The sequence below is a fragment of the Pseudonocardia bannensis genome (assembly GCF_012911875.1).
GTDB classification, from domain to species: domain Bacteria; phylum Actinomycetota; class Actinomycetes; order Mycobacteriales; family Pseudonocardiaceae; genus Pseudonocardia; species Pseudonocardia bannensis.
In genome coordinates this window covers 1-14698 of record NZ_JAAXKZ010000062.1, presented here as the reverse complement: position 1 = coordinate 14698, position 14698 = coordinate 1, and the positions used below count along the sequence as shown (strand labels likewise).

At 71.7% G+C, this 14698-nt stretch carries 14 protein-coding genes and 2 pseudogenes; 8 read left to right on the top strand and 8 right to left on the bottom strand.

Annotated elements, in window-relative coordinates; all coding sequences use genetic code 11:
- Window positions 1-5: 5 nt before the first annotated feature.
- On the top strand, window positions 6-125 hold the full coding sequence (locus tag HF519_RS33320; RefSeq protein WP_369009253.1) for a thrombospondin type 3 repeat-containing protein: 120 nt from the start codon (window positions 6-8) through the stop codon (window positions 123-125).
- Window positions 126-505: 380 nt separating this feature from the next.
- On the opposite strand, the gene HF519_RS17080 is transcribed toward HF519_RS33320, so the two are convergent.
- On the bottom strand, window positions 506-1132 hold the full coding sequence (locus tag HF519_RS17080; RefSeq protein WP_169413953.1) for a TetR/AcrR family transcriptional regulator: 627 nt from the start codon (window positions 1130-1132) through the stop codon (window positions 506-508).
- Window positions 1133-1240: 108 nt separating this feature from the next.
- Here HF519_RS17080 and HF519_RS17075 point away from each other — a divergent pair, with 108 nt between their 5' ends.
- On the top strand, window positions 1241-1894 hold the full coding sequence (locus tag HF519_RS17075) for a DJ-1/PfpI family protein (protein WP_169413952.1): 654 nt from the start codon (window positions 1241-1243) through the stop codon (window positions 1892-1894).
- Window positions 1895-1960: 66 nt separating this feature from the next.
- On the opposite strand, the gene HF519_RS17070 is transcribed toward HF519_RS17075, so the two are convergent.
- Window positions 1961-2899 carry a LysR family transcriptional regulator gene (locus HF519_RS17070; protein ID WP_169413951.1) on the bottom strand — a complete coding sequence of 313 codons (939 nt, stop codon included), beginning with the start codon at window positions 2897-2899 and terminating at the stop codon, window positions 1961-1963.
- Between the two features lie 864 nt (window positions 2900-3763).
- Here HF519_RS17070 and HF519_RS17065 point away from each other — a divergent pair.
- Window positions 3764-4225, top strand: coding sequence for a hypothetical protein (locus HF519_RS17065; protein ID WP_169413950.1), 462 nt, complete (start codon window positions 3764-3766; stop codon window positions 4223-4225).
- Window positions 4226-5173: 948 nt separating this feature from the next.
- Here HF519_RS17065 and HF519_RS32425 read toward each other — a convergent pair.
- The 3 genes from HF519_RS32425 to HF519_RS17050 all read right to left on the bottom strand — a co-directional run bounded on the left by HF519_RS32425 (window position 5174) and on the right by HF519_RS17050 (window position 8414).
- Complete coding sequence (locus tag HF519_RS32425) at window positions 5174-5899, bottom strand: hypothetical protein (protein ID WP_169413949.1); 726 nt, start codon at window positions 5897-5899, stop codon at window positions 5174-5176.
- A gap of 627 nt (window positions 5900-6526) precedes the next feature.
- Window positions 6527-6724, bottom strand: coding sequence for a hypothetical protein (locus tag HF519_RS17055; protein ID WP_169413942.1), 198 nt, complete (start codon window positions 6722-6724; stop codon window positions 6527-6529).
- Between the two features lie 292 nt (window positions 6725-7016).
- Entirely contained in the window at window positions 7017-8414 is a 1398-nt protein-coding gene (locus tag HF519_RS17050) for an RNA polymerase sigma factor (protein WP_169413948.1), read from the bottom strand.
- Window positions 8415-8752: 338 nt separating this feature from the next.
- Here HF519_RS17050 and HF519_RS17045 point away from each other — a divergent pair, with 338 nt between their 5' ends.
- Window positions 8753-9607 (top strand): inositol monophosphatase family protein, encoded by an 855-nt coding sequence (locus HF519_RS17045; RefSeq protein ID WP_246244273.1) that lies wholly within the window; start codon window positions 8753-8755, stop codon window positions 9605-9607.
- A gap of 19 nt (window positions 9608-9626) precedes the next feature.
- Here HF519_RS17045 and cei read toward each other — a convergent pair whose 3' ends face one another.
- Complete coding sequence (gene cei / locus HF519_RS17040) at window positions 9627-10298, bottom strand: envelope integrity protein Cei (RefSeq protein ID WP_169413947.1); 672 nt, start codon at window positions 10296-10298, stop codon at window positions 9627-9629.
- Window positions 10298-11401: a phosphotransferase family protein gene (locus HF519_RS17035; RefSeq protein WP_169413946.1), complete on the bottom strand. Its 1104-nt coding sequence runs from the start codon at window positions 11399-11401 to the stop codon at window positions 10298-10300. Before HF519_RS17035 ends, cei begins: the two co-directional genes overlap by 1 nt.
- A gap of 318 nt (window positions 11402-11719) precedes the next feature.
- On the opposite strand from HF519_RS17035, the gene HF519_RS17030 reads away from it, so the two are divergent.
- Window positions 11720-12022, top strand: a complete 303-nt coding sequence (locus HF519_RS17030; protein WP_169413945.1) for a DUF4193 domain-containing protein — start codon at window positions 11720-11722, stop codon at window positions 12020-12022.
- Between the two features lie 81 nt (window positions 12023-12103).
- Here HF519_RS17030 and HF519_RS17025 read toward each other — a convergent pair whose 3' ends face one another.
- Entirely contained in the window at window positions 12104-12583 is a 480-nt protein-coding gene (locus tag HF519_RS17025; RefSeq protein WP_169413944.1) for a DUF3093 domain-containing protein, read from the bottom strand.
- A gap of 26 nt (window positions 12584-12609) precedes the next feature.
- On the opposite strand from HF519_RS17025, the gene dut reads away from it, so the two are divergent.
- The 3 genes and pseudogenes from dut to HF519_RS17005 form a co-directional block, all read left to right on the top strand.
- Window positions 12610-13143, top strand: a complete 534-nt coding sequence (dut, locus tag HF519_RS17020) for a dUTP diphosphatase (RefSeq protein ID WP_438826404.1) — start codon at window positions 12610-12612, stop codon at window positions 13141-13143.
- Window positions 13144-13205: 62 nt separating this feature from the next.
- Window positions 13206-13751 (top strand): annotated as a pseudogene (locus HF519_RS31470) (DUF3710 domain-containing protein); the annotation flags it as partial.
- Window positions 13752-14572: 821 nt separating this feature from the next.
- A pseudogene (locus HF519_RS17005) lies at window positions 14573-14698 on the top strand (hypothetical protein); the annotation flags it as partial.

The window sequence follows — 14698 nt, the reverse complement described above, 5'->3', positions numbered from 1 at the left end:
GTCGGGTGCTTCTGCCCCTTCCATCGAGCCACCGGACGAACCCCCTGCGGGTAGACACCGATGGCGATGGGCGCAAGGACCGTCGCGAGGTCAGGGCCGGCACGAACCCGGTTCGCCGAGACTGATTCGCATTCGCGTCCCGCACGCAGGAACCGGCCTGGCCGCTACGGCCGGGCCGGTTCCTGGCGGGCTCGACCGTCCCCCCGGAGACCATCGATCGGCTGTCGACGATCGCCTGGCTCCACTTCGGCGTCCCGTCCCTCGCCCGAACGACGGGCCGGTGCGTTCGCCGGGCATCGCACTCTGCTCGAAAATCGTCGCTGAGCAGGCCGGCCGGCTCCGACCACCGGACCAGCGCCGCACGCGGCGGGCTCCGGCGGCCCGAGGGATGCGACCGTGGCGACCGCCGGGCAGGGATCCAGCTGACGGCACGCACGGCCGCCTCGATGGTGGGGTAGATGTCGAACAGGCCGCGAGCACCTACGTTCGACGACGGGACCGACGATCACCCGGTCGCCGTTGCCGCACCACCTGCTGGAGGCGGTGCGGTAGCGCCCGCCGACCGGTCGAGATCGAGCAGCGCCTCGGCGGCCGAGCGGGCGCGCCGCGCCGCGCGGGCGTCACCCTCGACGTGCGCGGTGACGATCGCCCCCTCGACGAGCAGCATCAGCCGCTCGGCCAGCACCGGCGGGTCGCTGACACCGGCCTCGGCGGCCACCTCCGCAAGCAGCGCGCGCAGCGCCAGCTTGTGGTCGCGGGCGGCGGCCCGCGCGGCCGGGCTGGGGGCCAGCTCGCCGGCCACGTTGATGAACGCGCAGCCGTTGTAACCGGGCTCGGCGAACCACTCGCCCAGGGCATCGAACACGGCCGAGACGCGCGCCGGACCCGGCTCGACGGCGGCCACGGCGCCGCGCAGCCAGTCGAGCCAGCGCTGGTCCCGGCGCCGCAGGTAGGCCTCGACCAGGCCGTCCTTGGACCCGAAGTGCGTGTAGAGGGTCTTGGTGGCCACACCGGCCTCGGCCACCACGGCGTCGATCCCGACCGCCTGCACGCCGCGGGCGTAGAACAGCCGCTCCGCGGCGTCGAGCAGCCGTCGTGAGACGTCGGGGTCGAGAGTTCGCGTCGGGCTCATCGCCGCCCAGCATAGGCGGCGACGCGCTTGACGGAAAACGAGCGTTCTCCTATGGTCTGCGCAATCGGAGAACGCTCGTTTTCCGACCCACCGGCGAGGAGTCAAGTGATGGCCACCAGCGGGTTCAGACTCGGGATCTACGTGTTCAAGGACGTCGAGATCGTCGACTTCGCGGCGCCGCACGGGGTCTTCTCCGTCGCGCGACGATTCGATCCCGAACTCGAGGCGTTCCTCGTCGCCGACGCACTGCGCCCGGTGCAGGCCCAGGCCGGGTTCACGGTGCTACCCAACTACTCCTTCGCCGACCGGCCTGCGATGGACGCCTTCCTCATCCCCGGCGGCTTCGGCACCCGCCAGGAGATCCGCAACGGCCGGCTGCACGAGTTCGTCCGCAGCCAGCCCGCGGAGACGCTGCTGAGCAGCGTGTGCACCGGCTCGTGGGTCTACGCGAAGATGGGGCTGCTCGACGGCATCCCCGCGACCAGCCGCAAGGAACCGGACCGCGTCGAGGCCAACCCGCCGGGCAAGGTGCCGATCGACCGGCTCGCCGATCTCGCGCCGGAGTGCCGGATCAGCAGGGCCCGGGTCGTCGACGCCGGGCGGATCGTCACCGCGGGTGGCATCACGGCAGGCATGGATCTTGGCTTCCACCTGCTGCGCCGGGCCGGGTACGGCGATGACCTGATCGGCGAGGTCGCCAGGGTCATGGAGTACCAGGACGCCTACAAGCTCTACCGCGACGACGTCGAGATCGTCTCCTGAGTCCGAGGTCCGGCCGGAGCGACACGGGCCGGCTCCGAGCGGCGGGGGTGCGGGTCGCGCCGGCCCCTACCGCCCGAGCCAGCCCTGCCGGGCGCCGGTGCGGGCGGCGAGCTGGGCGAAGGACCGGATGGTGTGGCTGTCGGCGGTGGCCGACCACATCGAGGCGAGCCGGAACGGGGGCAGACCGGTGAGGGGGATGAGGGTCAGGTCCGGGTTCGGGATCGAGGACGCCGAGAAGTGGGTGATCGTGATGTGGGCGAGGCCCCGGCCGAGGACCACCTGGAAGGCCTCCTCGATGTAGGTGCTGGTCAGGGCCGGGATCCGGCGGAGGGGGCGCCCGGCCGGAGTGGCCGGCGGAGTCCAGGCGTCGGCGAACTGCTCGGTGATCGTCGGTGGGTGGAGGAGGTCGTGATCGGCGAGCTCCTCGATGTCGACGCGGTCCCGGTGGGCGAGCGGGTGGTCGCGGCCGACCAGGAGCGAGCGGGGGTCGTGGGCGATGGTCGGTCCGAACTCGGCCCGGGGCAGGCCCGGCGCGCGTGGTTCGGCGGGGAACCAGGAGACGTAGACGTCGTCGTGCTGCTGGTCGCACCACTGGCGCTGCTGCATCCCCGGGTAGGCATAGCGAACGATCGCGACGTCGGGGAGCTCGGTGGCACACGCAGCCACCAACGGGGAGATGATGTCCTCGAGCAGGGAGTTGGCGAAGGCGACCCGCAGCATCACCTGGGGCTGTTCCACGGCGGAGCGCTGGGCATTCGCCAGCACCTCACGCAGGCGCTGGAAGGCCGGGCGCAGCTCGACGAGCAGCTGCGAGCCGAGGGGGGTCAGGCGCACCCGGCGGCTGGACCGCTCGAACAGTGGGGCCGCGATCCGGCGTTCCAGCGCCCGTACCGTCTGGCTGATCCGGGTGGGCGACAGGTGCAGCCGCGCGGCGGCCCGCCCGAAGTGCAGCTCGTCGGCCACCGTCAGGAAGGCCTCGATCTCCCGGGGCTCGATCGTCACCACCGGCCACGCCCCCCGGCCGGCGTGTGCAGGTCCGTGCTCAGCTGTGACGTCGTCGCGACGGTGTCCGTCATGGCGTCAGATCGCGACATGGTCGCGCCCTCCTCCTCAACGATGGGGACGGGCAGCAGGCGGATGCCGAGGACGTCGGCGTGCTCCGGTCATGATCCACTACTCGGATCCGTGCCACGGGCAGGCGACACGCGGATCGTCCCCGTCGAAGATCAGTCGTGGCTGCGGCGCACCGACTCGACGACCGGGCCGGGGAGCCGGCCCGGGTTGCCACCGGCGCAGGCGCGGGGACATTCCGCAACGACCACACCCTGGATTGCCGGGGCACGACCATCAAGGACCGCTCGCTACGACATCATGTAGCCGAGGTTGACGATCCGAGTCCCGGGCGGCGCCATCGCCGCGATTCAGCCGACCGCCGCCACGCGTTGCGCCCTCCACGGGCGGGCCGGCGTCCGGCCGGCTCGACACGCGGCGGGCGGCTGATCCTCTTCTCCGACCGCTCGGGCCACCGTGGGTCCGGGCCCGGCGTGGCACGACACGAGCCAGAACGGCGGCAGGCCGGTGAGTGGCATCAGCACCAGTGGCGGCCACCTCCCCGCTGACAGCAGGGGGAACCCCTCGGTCTCGCCCAGGTGTTGTCGATTGGTCGTCACGGGCCGTCAGGCGCCCGCGTCCGAAATGCCCCATTGAGGGGTACCGGGAACCGGACTTAAGACGATACGTTCCGTTTTGTATCTGCTCAACTGTCGTCGTTCAGAAGACGGTGTGGTGCCGTGGCCTATCCGGTACTTCCGGAGGCATCGATGGCCGGCATCCGCCTCCACCGGTCCACTGCTTCCGGAGGTATGCCCGATGTCGAAATTCCATGGATTCGCCGTGGCGATCAGCTCCGTCGTCGGCGCCCTGGCCCTTGCGGGGACAGCTTCTGCTGGCACCGCTGCCAGCCTCGCCGTCGGCCCGGTCCCGATTCCCGACGTTCCCGTCCAGGTGTGCATCTCCCAAACCGATGTTCCGGGCGGAGCCGGATGCGTGGGCACACCCGCGGGCCGGTCCGTCTCCCTCGTCGTCAACGTCCAGTCGGCGACATCCGGGCCCGTCGTCGTACCGCCCAGTGTCGTGCGATCCGAATGCCCCACCGGTACTCAGGGTGTTGCCGCTCGCGTGTCAACGGGCTCGGTGAGCGGTGCAGCAATCAGCGGCGCTGCCACGGTGACGCTCAACAACGGCAGCCCGGTCATGGTTCCGGTCAACCGTGTCGTTGCGGGCAGTGGGCAAACCCTTACGATCTTCGCCTGTTCCGGTGTCTCGCCGTGATCGTCGTCCCTGCCGTGAGGCCTGCCGGCGGATCGGCTCCATCCATTCGCGCCCTCCATTTATGAAGGAGTTCATGCTGGAACTCATGGGATGGAGGCCGAGGTGCTGCTTTCGTGCCGGTGCACGCGAACCCATTACCCGATGTGCTCTCGTGCGACTCACATAGCGCTGCCGCCCCACCTCGGGACGGTGACTACGCGTAGGCGGATTGTTCAGGTGCGTTCACCAGTTCAGTGGTGCAGTGTCACATAGGGCAACCCAATACTGCTGACGGGCGGTGCCGTTGTTGCCCCGTTCGGCGCCGTGTGGTCAGGCAGGACCTACCGGCAGCCCGACCACCGACCGGCCCGGTCCGGAGCCCCTTGCTCTGTGACCGGGCCGCTCGACCCACCGGGCCGCAGGTGCCCGGCCACGGGGAGGGTTCCGTGTCGTTGCTCGCGTTCGCCGGCCCGGGGTGGCGAGCAGCCCTCCGACCAGGTCGGGTGGCCGGAACTCGGTCGGCGACCGGCGTGCCGGGCAGTGGGGTCAGCACATCGCGCAGGTACGTGTCGTCGTCCAGCCCGCCACCGCACACGTTCACCGAGACGGACGGGCGCGCGACCCTCACGCTCCTCACGCAGCTCGGGAGCAAGCAGCACCGCGAAGCGAATCGTCGACCCGGGCATGGAAACCGGCGTGCAAGCAGGGTGGAAGCTCCTCGAGCTCATCGCGATCTCGCTTCGCTGAGCAGGCCAGCGTGGATCACCGGGACGACGTCCTCGTTGGTCCGGCGCCGGCCGCCGCGGCCTGGCCGCCACCTATCGCGGCCGCGTGGCGAACGCCTCGCCGGCGGTGGTCGGTCGGGACGGCTGCCGGTCCAGACGACCGCCCGGGGTCCGGCAACAGGCCGGCACCCCGGGCGGCGGAAGGGCCGTCCCCTTCGCGTTCGCTGCACCGAGCTCGGTCAGGTCACCCCAGTCCGGATACCTCCAGCGCGGAGCCGACGGTGTCTCCGAGCACCTCGGTGTCGCCCGTGTCGGAGGCCGGTACGCCGCTGCTGTCGTCGGAAGCCGAGTCCGAGCCGCTGGTGTCCGGCACGATCTCCGTACCGCCCAGGTCCGGAAGTGGCTCGGTGACCGGGTCGAGCACCGGGTCGACCGGGTCGGCCGCAGGGTCGGGTGTGGTCGGGTCGGCCGGTTCGGCCGGGTCGGGTGTCGGGGTGGTGGGGTCGAGCACCGGGTCGAGGACCTGGTCGACCGGGTCCGGCACCGGGTCGGGTGCGGGGTCGGCGGGGTCGGGAGTGGTCGGGTCGGCCGGGTCCGGTGTCGAGCCGACCGGGTCCGGTACGGGGGCCGGAGTCGGCGCAGGGCCGAGGATGGGATCGAGCAGCGGACCGAGGATCGGCTTCAAGAGCGGCCGGAGGATCTGGGCGATCTGGGCGAGAAGGGACTTGATGTCCGGCATCGGCGGGGGTGCGGGGAGGAGCCCCGGCGAGGGAGCCGGCACGCCCAGCGCCGGATGCAGGTTCGCCAGCACCTGCTGCTGCTGGCCGCTGATTTCTCCTGCCGTGAGTCCGATCGGCGCCTGGGGAACGGTGCGACCCGGCAGTTCCGCCTGGGCGAGAGCTGCCGACGGGACTCCGAGGAGTAGTGAGGCGCTGATCGCGCCCACGGCGACGGTACGACGGACTTCCATGAACCAGTCACGCTCCCGTTTTCCTTTCACGGAGAGCGTGAGACAGGACGCTCCCCGTGAGACCTGATGGTAAAACGGGACGTTACGTTTCGTTTTTCGCCGACGGCAATCGCTCGATCGGGCTGTCGTCGCCGTGCAGAGCGTGACCGAGTGCCATGTTGATGGCGCCGGGCCGGCGATCTACTGCGCACGGCCGAGGACCAACCCGGTCTCGGCCGGCCACCCCGAAGCTGCTGTGCACCCCGATCGAGCTGGGCACCACGGAGGCACGCGCGAGTTCGTGCACCACGCAGATCTGGCGCGGTCGCTGTCGGACGCGAGTACCGGCCGGCGACGGAACTCCACGAGCTCACTGCTCGAGTGACGTGTAGCCGCCACCCGTAAAACTCCGAGAAGTGCACGACGTCGGCGCCAAGTTCCCGGGGGAGCTGATGCCGAAACACTTCTCGGAGTCTGACCACTTCACGGTGCACGGAAGGAGAACTGCTCCCATCCGCAACAAACGCTTCCCGTGCGTGGAGGAACACGAACACAAAGCGGGCGACCACGGGCAGCCGATCACACCGGCCGGCAGCGTTCGTCATCAACCCACTGCGGCCGGCTACCGCCCGGACACCACCGCGGGTTTCAGGCCGAGCGGCCCGCCCCTGCGTCGAGGCCGAGCATGGCGAGCAGCTCGGTGCAGTCGTCGAGGTCGATGGCCTGGCCGGCGACTACGCGCGCAGCCTGCCTGCTCTGGGTCTCGCAGCTGATCTGATAGGCAGCCTGGACGTCGGACCAGCTGTCCTGTCCGTCGTTGTCCTGGCCGTGTCGAGCCCAGCTCATACGATTCTCCTCCGGTCGGCCGCCGGGGTCGCGAGGCGTGATGCAGCCCGACCCGGAACCCTGCGACGCGAATGCCAAGCGGCAACCTGCACGGCGAAGGCCGTCCACTGGGGTAACGATGCCCGCCCAACCTGACCTGGCCAGGATACCGTGATCGGACTCCGCGGCGGGCGAGAAGCGGCGTTCTCCTTCGCGAAGGGGCTTGCGCTGATGCGTCAGGTGCGCAGCGCTGGGAACGAAAAAGGCCTCTGAGCCACGTCCGGCAGCTCAGAGGCCTTGATCGTGATCGATGTCAGTCCAGGTAGTCGCGCAGCACCTGCGACCGCGACGGGTGACGCAGCTTCGACATCGTCTTGGACTCGATCTGCCGGATCCGCTCCCGGGTGACCCCGTAGACCTGACCGATCTCGTCCAGCGTGCGCGGCTGGCCGTCGGTGAGACCGAAGCGGAGCCGGACGACGCCCGCCTCACGCTCGGACAGCGTCGCGAGCACCGACTGGAGCTGGTCCTGCAGCAGCGTGAAGCTGACCGCGTCGACCGCGACGACCGCCTCGGAGTCCTCGATGAAGTCACCGAGCTGCGAGTCGCCCTCGTCGCCGATGGTCTGGTCGAGCGAGATGGGCTCCCGGGCGTACTGCTGGATCTCCAGCACCTTCTCCGGGGTGATGTCCATCTCCTTGGCCAGCTCCTCCGGGGTGGGCTCACGGCCCAGGTCCTGGAGCAGCTCGCGCTGGATGCGGCCGAGCTTGTTGATGACCTCGACCATGTGCACCGGGATGCGGATGGTGCGCGCCTGGTCGGCCATCGCGCGGGTGATGGCCTGGCGGATCCACCACGTCGCGTACGTCGAGAACTTGTAGCCCTTGGTGTAGTCGAACTTCTCGACCGCACGGATGAGGCCCAGGTTGCCCTCCTGGATCAGGTCCAGGAACGCCATGCCGCGGCCGGTGTAACGCTTGGCCAGCGAGACCACCAGGCGGAGGTTGGCCTCCAGCAGGTGGTTCTTGGCGCGCTCGCCGTCGCGCACGATCCAGCGCAGGTCCCGTCGCAGCTGCGGAGAGACCTTCTCGCCGGCGTCGATCGCCCGGCGGAGCCGCTCGGCGGCATAGAGTCCGGCCTCGATGCGCTTGGCGAGCTCGACCTCCTCCTCCGCGTTGAGCAGTGCAACCTTGCCGATCTGCTTCAGGTAGGCGCGGACCGAGTCGGCCGAGGCGGTGAGCTCGGCGTCCTTGCGGGCCTGCCGCAGCGCCTCCGACTCCTCCTCGTCCCAGACGAAGTCGCCGGACTGCTTCTGCTGGGAGCTGCGGGTCGTGGGCGCACGACGGTTGGCGCCGGTGTTGGTCGGCTCCTCGTCGTCGTCCTCGTCGTCCTCGTCGTCGCTGTCGTCGGCCTCGGCGGTGTCGGATCCCTCGATGTCGTCGTCGATCTCGACGTCGACGTCCTCGAGGTCGCCCACCTCCGGCGAGCCGTCGAGCTCGGCGTCGTCGAGATCGGTCGGCTCATCGCCGGCCGCGGAGGACGTGGCGGCCTTCTTCGCGGGCGCCTTGGCCCCCGTGCGGGACCGGGGCGCCGTCTTGGTCGCGGTCTTCGTGGCCGTGCCCGCGGCTCTGCGGGTACGGCGTGCTGGCGCCGGACTCGCCGTCGGGTCGACGGACGTGTCGGTGCGGGTTGCGGAGTCTGCGGCTGCCACCTAGGCCCTCTCGCTGCTTGCGCTCTGCGGTTCACCGGGACGCGAATCGATCCGGCTGCCTTCGAGATGTGTCGGGTACCTCGCCGCCTCGGACACCGTCGTTCGACCTCGTCGGCGGCCGCTTCGGGGCGGGGTACCGAGCCATTGTAACTGCGTGTGCTCCGCCTGTTCGCACGTCGCGTCCAATGCCGTCCGGGCTGATGCGCCAGGCGGTCGCCGGGCCGCCGACCAGCGGCCGTTCGCCCCGGGTAGTTGCGCGTTCGACAATCGGATGAGCGGACATTACACGCGCTCGAACGCGCACCGCGCCGATTTCACCGCGAATCCGATGTGGTCCGATGGCTGTTATGCACCCCGCCGCGGACCTGGACCGGGACGACCCCGCCGCCCTCCGGTGGATCGCCGAGCAGGTCGCCGTCGAGGCCGCCGGCCACCTGCGCGGCCTGCCGCCGCCGCGGCAGGCGGGCGCCGGCGACTCCGTGCGGACGAAGAGCTCACCCACCGACGTCGTCACCGCCGCCGATACGGCCGTCGAGGCACTGCTGCGCGCTCGCCTGGGGGAGCTGTGCCCGGGTGAGACGGTCTTCGGCGAGGAGGGCGGGGGAGACCCCGCAGCGGCCCACTGGGTCCTCGACCCGATCGACGGCACGGTCAACTACCTCTACGGCCTGCCCTGGTACGCGGTCTCCGTGGCTGCGGTCCGCGGTGGGGTCACGGTGGCCGGGGCCGTGGTCGAACCGGTGTCGGGCCGGGTCTGGAGTGCGGCCGCCGGGGCCGGAGCGACCTGCGACGGACGCCCGTTGGGGGTGGGTGCCGTCACCGAGCTCGGGCAGTCGCTGATCGGGACCGGGTTCTCCTACCGCGCCGAGCGCCGGGCCCGGCAGGCGAGCCTGATGGCCGGGATGCTGCCGCGGGTGCGCGACATCCGGCGAGCCGGGTCCTCGGCCCTCGACATCTGCTCGGTGGCCGCGGGCCGACTGGACGGCTACCTGGAGCACGGGCTGCAGTGGTGGGACTGGGCGGCCGCAGGCCTGATCGCTCGCGAGGCCGGGGCGCTCGTGCGGGTGCCGGGGCCGACCGGCTCCGCCGCACCCGACGACGGCCTCGGCGCGGACGCGACGCTCGTCGCCGCCCCCGGCATCGCGGACGCGCTCGCGGAGCTGGCCCGTGAGTACGGAGCCGCCGAGGTCTGACCGGCGGCGCCAGGGCGCCTCAGCAGGACGCGTCGCGGGCGTTCTCCAGCACACCCGGGTCGACCACCGGGGCCGCGGGCGGGGTGTCGACGTCCTCACCGGTGTTGGCCGATCCGTCGCCGCCGCTGACCGCCGGGCTCGCCAGCTGATCCAGCGCGTCCCGCGCGGCACGGCCCGGGTTGACGTCGCCGAACGCCGTGCCGACCGCCACGTCCACGGTGCCGTCGCGCCGGTCGTCGCGGACCAGCTCGGTGCACGGCAGAACGAGGGCGAGCGTGCTGGCCGCGCCCTCCCCGGCGGGGCCGAACCGCAGCTGACCGCGGCAGCTCAGGTCGCCCTCCGGGTAGAGCGGGTCGTTGCTCGGGGGCGCGGCCTCGGCGAACCCGAGATCACCGAGCTGGGCAGCGACGAGGTTGGCCTGGCCGCGCTGACCGCCGGCGTTGAGCACCCGGACCCGGATCGCGCTCGCCGGTACCGGGGCGACCTCGTTGAGCGCGTCGCCGGCCAGTACCTCGCCGGGAACGGTGCCCTGCGCCGGCGGGGTGCACGCGGCGGCGCCCGAACGTCCGGAGGCCTGGATCAGGACGACGGACCACGTCACCGCGGAGATCGCGAAGAGCACGGAGACCACGACGATGATCGGCCGCGACCGGCGGCGCTGATAGGGCCGGCTCCCGGCCCCGCCCACCATCAGTCGAGCCCGTGCGAGAGCACGTGGTGTCCGAGCGTGACCAGCGGTGCGACCGCATCCTCGATGCCCCGGGCCATGTCGGCCGGTACCGCCCCTGCGCGCACCCGCGCCAGGATCCCGGCGAGCACCACGGCCAGCTTGAACGCGCCGAACGCGACGTACCAGGGCAGTGGCTCGAGATCGAGTCCCGACTGCCGGGCGTAGGCCGCGGCGACGTCGGAGCGCTGCGGGAACCCCGGCAGCCGGGTCGGGCTGGGCAGGTGCTGCGCGGCCCGCCAGACCTGGTTCTCCTCGGCCTGATACCAGTAGACGAGCAGCAGACCGAGATCGGCCATGGGGTCGCCGAGGGTCGACATCTCCCAGTCCAGGACGGCGAGGATGCGGCCCGGGTCCGTGCGGTCGAAGACGCAGTTGTCGATGCGGTAGTCCCCGTGTACGACGGTGTTGCGCTGTGTCACGGGGACCGAGTCACCGAGCAGTTCGGACAGCCGGGTGAGCTCGCGCACCGTCTCGGCGTCGGTGCCGGGGTTCCCGTCGGCGCGCGCGACGTCCCACTGCTTGCCCCAGCGCCGCACCTGGCGGGCCATGAAGCCGTCGGGGCGGCCGAAGTCGGCCAGGCCGACCTCGGCCGGGTCGACGCAGTGCAGTGCGACGAGTGCGTCGACGAGCGCCTGGCCCGCCCGGGCCCGCTCGGCCTCGGTCGCGGCCCAGCCCTCCGGGAGGTCACCCAGCGGGACGACGCCCTCGACGAGTTCCATGACGAAGCACGGCGCGTCCACCGGCGGGCCGCCGGCGGACGCGGCGAGCACCTTCGGCACCGGAACGGCGGTGGGGCCCAGTGCGGAGATCACCCGCTGTTCGCGGCCCATGTCGTGGGCCGTCGCGGCGACCTCGCCCACCGGGGGGCGGCGCAGCACGACGGCGCCGGCGGGGCTGTCGACCCGGTAGGTCAGATTGGAGCGGCCCGCCCCGATCGGACTCAGAGCGGCTTGTCGCCACGCGTCATCACCGAGTTCCTGCGCCAACCAGGCGCCGACCCGGGCCGGATCGGCCCCGGGATGGCGGTGGGACGTGACGGGTTCGGGGACGGAGCTCGCAGCCACGATCGGCACCTTAGTGGGCGAGCCGCCGACCGGGTGACACGGCGCATCCGGGCGCCTGCTCGAGTGCGGGATCACACCTGGTCGGACGAATGCGGTCGAGCAGGCCGGGCGACGCGGCGGAGCTGATCTCTCTGGGTTACCCTCTCCGCCCCGGGGGGCAGTCAAAGAACGTCACGGATGCGGCCGAGTGTCGGATTCCGGAATCGAGTCTGCGCTGAGACCGGCATCACTCGGATGCCGGGCACAAACCCCGGAGCTGTGACGTTGTCCAGCGGCACGACGACGACATGAGTGCATTTGAGTGCGAGGGTGGGAACGATGGCGACCGACTACGACGCGCCGCGGCGCAGCGAGACCGACGACATGGCTGAGGACTCGTTGGACGAGCTGAAGGCACGTCGAAACGAGGCGCAGTCGTCTGTGGTCGATGTCGACGAGTCGGACACCGCGGAGAGCTTCGAGCTCCCTGGTGCCGACCTGTCCGGGGAGGAGCTGACCGTCAAGGTCCTGCCGAAGCAGGCCGACGAGTTCACCTGCGCCAGCTGCTTCCTGGTGCATCACCGCAGCCGACTGGCCGAGACGAACGGCTCGCAGTACATCTGCCGCGACTGCGCGGCCTGAGGTACTACCGCGGCCAGGCTCGTGGCGCTCCATCGATGACGGTGGAGCGTCCCCTGGGCCTTCTGCCACGGCGCTGCGTGATCATCTGCGCAGTGCCGCGACCAGGCCGTCCGGGTCACGGGTACTGAAGATCCAGTACGGGGTCGGGTCCTCCGGGTCGAGAAGTTCGACGCGAACGAGCTGCCCCACCCAGGCCCGGTGCAGGAGAAACGCGGCCGGGTCGAGCTCGGGACCGAGCGCGACCTGTTTGTCCTGCTTGGCGACGATCTCCGTGCGGCCCACGTAGCGTAGTGGCAGCCGGGCGTTGCCCACCCGCAGCTCCCGGCCCTTGACCTGCACCCGGGTCCGTCCCAGCCATACGAGGGCCCCCAGGAGCAGCGGTACCGCGATCGCGTAGCCGATCCACGACCGCACACCCGGATAGCCCATGTGCACCTCCGCCCCGAGCAGGACGGCGATGCCGACTGCCGGCGGGTACCACCACCACGGAACGGACAACCGCTCGTCGAACTGAAGCCTGCCGGATGTCGCAGACTCCGGGACCGGCTGGTGCTTGCTCACGAATATCGAGGGTAGCGTTGGATGTCGTGCCCGGCCCCGTCGATGCTCCCCCGCACGAGCCGTTCGCCGAGCCGTCCGTCGATGGAACCGTCGACGTGCTGCTCACACGGCTCGACCCGGACGTTCCCGTCCCCACCTACGCGCGCCCCGGCGATGCCGGCGCGGACCTCGTCACCACGAGTGACGTCGTGCTCGAACCGGGTGGGCGGACGGTGGTCGGTACCGGGATCGCGATCGCGTTGCCGCTCGGCTTCGCCGGATTCGTGCACCCGCGCTCCGGGCTGGCCGCCCGCGCCGGGCTCTCCGTGGTGAACACCCCCGGCACCATCGACGCCGGCTACCGCGGCGAGATCCGGGTGTGCCTGATCAACCACGATCCACGCCACGAGCTGCGCCTGCGCCGCGGCGACCGGATCGCCCAGCTCGTCGTGCAGCGGGTCGAGCACGCCCGGTTCGTCGAGGTCGACGAGCTGCCCGGCTCCGAGCGCGGGGCCGGCGGCTACGGATCCACCGGAGGCCACGACGGGCTGTCGGTGCCGGAGTGGAGGGAGTCGCCGTAGTGGGCCGCCGTCATCGCACCGACGCCGACGACCTGGCCGACGACCTCGACGAGCGCGACGACATGGGCCCGGTTCGCGACGCGGAAGCCGGGTCCTCCCGCCCGTTCGGGCCGCACGACGTCGATGCTCTCGACCCCGAGATGACCGACGCCGTGGGCCGGCTCGACTTCGGTGCCGTTCAGCTTCCGGTGCCCCCGCAGGGCACCGTCACCGTCGAGCCCACGGCCAACGGCCGGTTGCAGGCCGTGCACGTGATGCTCCCGCAGGGGCGGTTGTCGGTCAGCGCGCTGGCCGCGCCGCGGTCGTCGGGATTGTGGACCGAGCTGGTCAAGGAGATCGAGACCTCCCTGCGCGAGGGCGGTGCACAGGTCCGGTCGTTCACCGGCGAGTGGGGCCGAGAACTGCACGCCCGGTCGAGTGGCGCCTCGTCCGTCTTCGTCGGGGTCGACGGCTCGCGATGGATGCTCTACGGCGTCGCGACAGGGCCCACGCAGGACGCGGCGGTTCTCGACGGCGAGCTGCGCCGCATGCTCAAGAGCACGGTCGTGGTGCGGGGACGCTCGCCCTATCCGCCGCGAACGGTGCTGCCGCTGTCGCTGCCCGAGCACCTCGCCGAACAGCAGCGGGCCGAGAAGGAAGCGGCCGAGCAGGCCGCTGCCCAGAAGGCCGCTGCCCAGGCCGCTGCCGAGGCGGCTGCGGCGAACTCGGCCGCGTCCGCTCCGCCGGCCGGTCCGGCGCCGGTGGATCGGGTGGACGAGACCACCGCCGACCGGCCCGTTCGCGGGGGCCGGACCGGCGAGACCCTGCCTGCCCCGCAGGTGCCACGCCGGCCCGGGCCGCCGCGTGCGGTCCCGTACCGGGCGATTCCGTACCAGCCCGACGCCTACCCGGCCGCCGCCCACGGTGCCCCTGCCCACGGTGCCCCGGCGAACGGTGTCCCCCTGAACGGTGCGCCGGTGAACGGTGCGCCGGTGAACGGCGGGCCGGTGAACGGCGGGCCGGTGAACGGCGGGCCGGTGAACGGTGCGCCGGCCAACGGGTCCCCGGTGGACGGGGCGCAGGTGGACGGGGCGCCGTGGAACGGTTTCCCGGCGAACGGCCCCTCGGCCGGCGGTCGGCCGGTCAACGGGACGCCCGTCAACGGCGCTCCGCCCAACGGCTCCCGTGTCAACGGCGTGCCGATGCCCGGCGGCCCGGTCAACGACACGTCGGCGAGCGGGTACCCGGTGTACGGGGCTCCCGAGACCCACGGCCGGGCCGACGGCGGGCCCGCGAACGAGGCACCGGTCAACGGCGGCCCCGTCCACTACGCCCCGGCCGACAGCGCTCCCGTGGACGGGACGGCGGTCAACGGCGGCCCGGCCGACGGTTCTCCGGTCGGCGACACCCCCGTCGACAGCCCGCCGGTCCACGGCGCGCCCCGCCCGGCGGGCGGGAGGGGCTCTCGGAGAACATCCGGGTCCGCTCGATCCTGGGGCGCTTCCTCGAGCACTCCCGGGTCTTCCACTTCGAGGGCGCCGACGAGTACTGGATCGGCAGCGCGGACATGATGCAC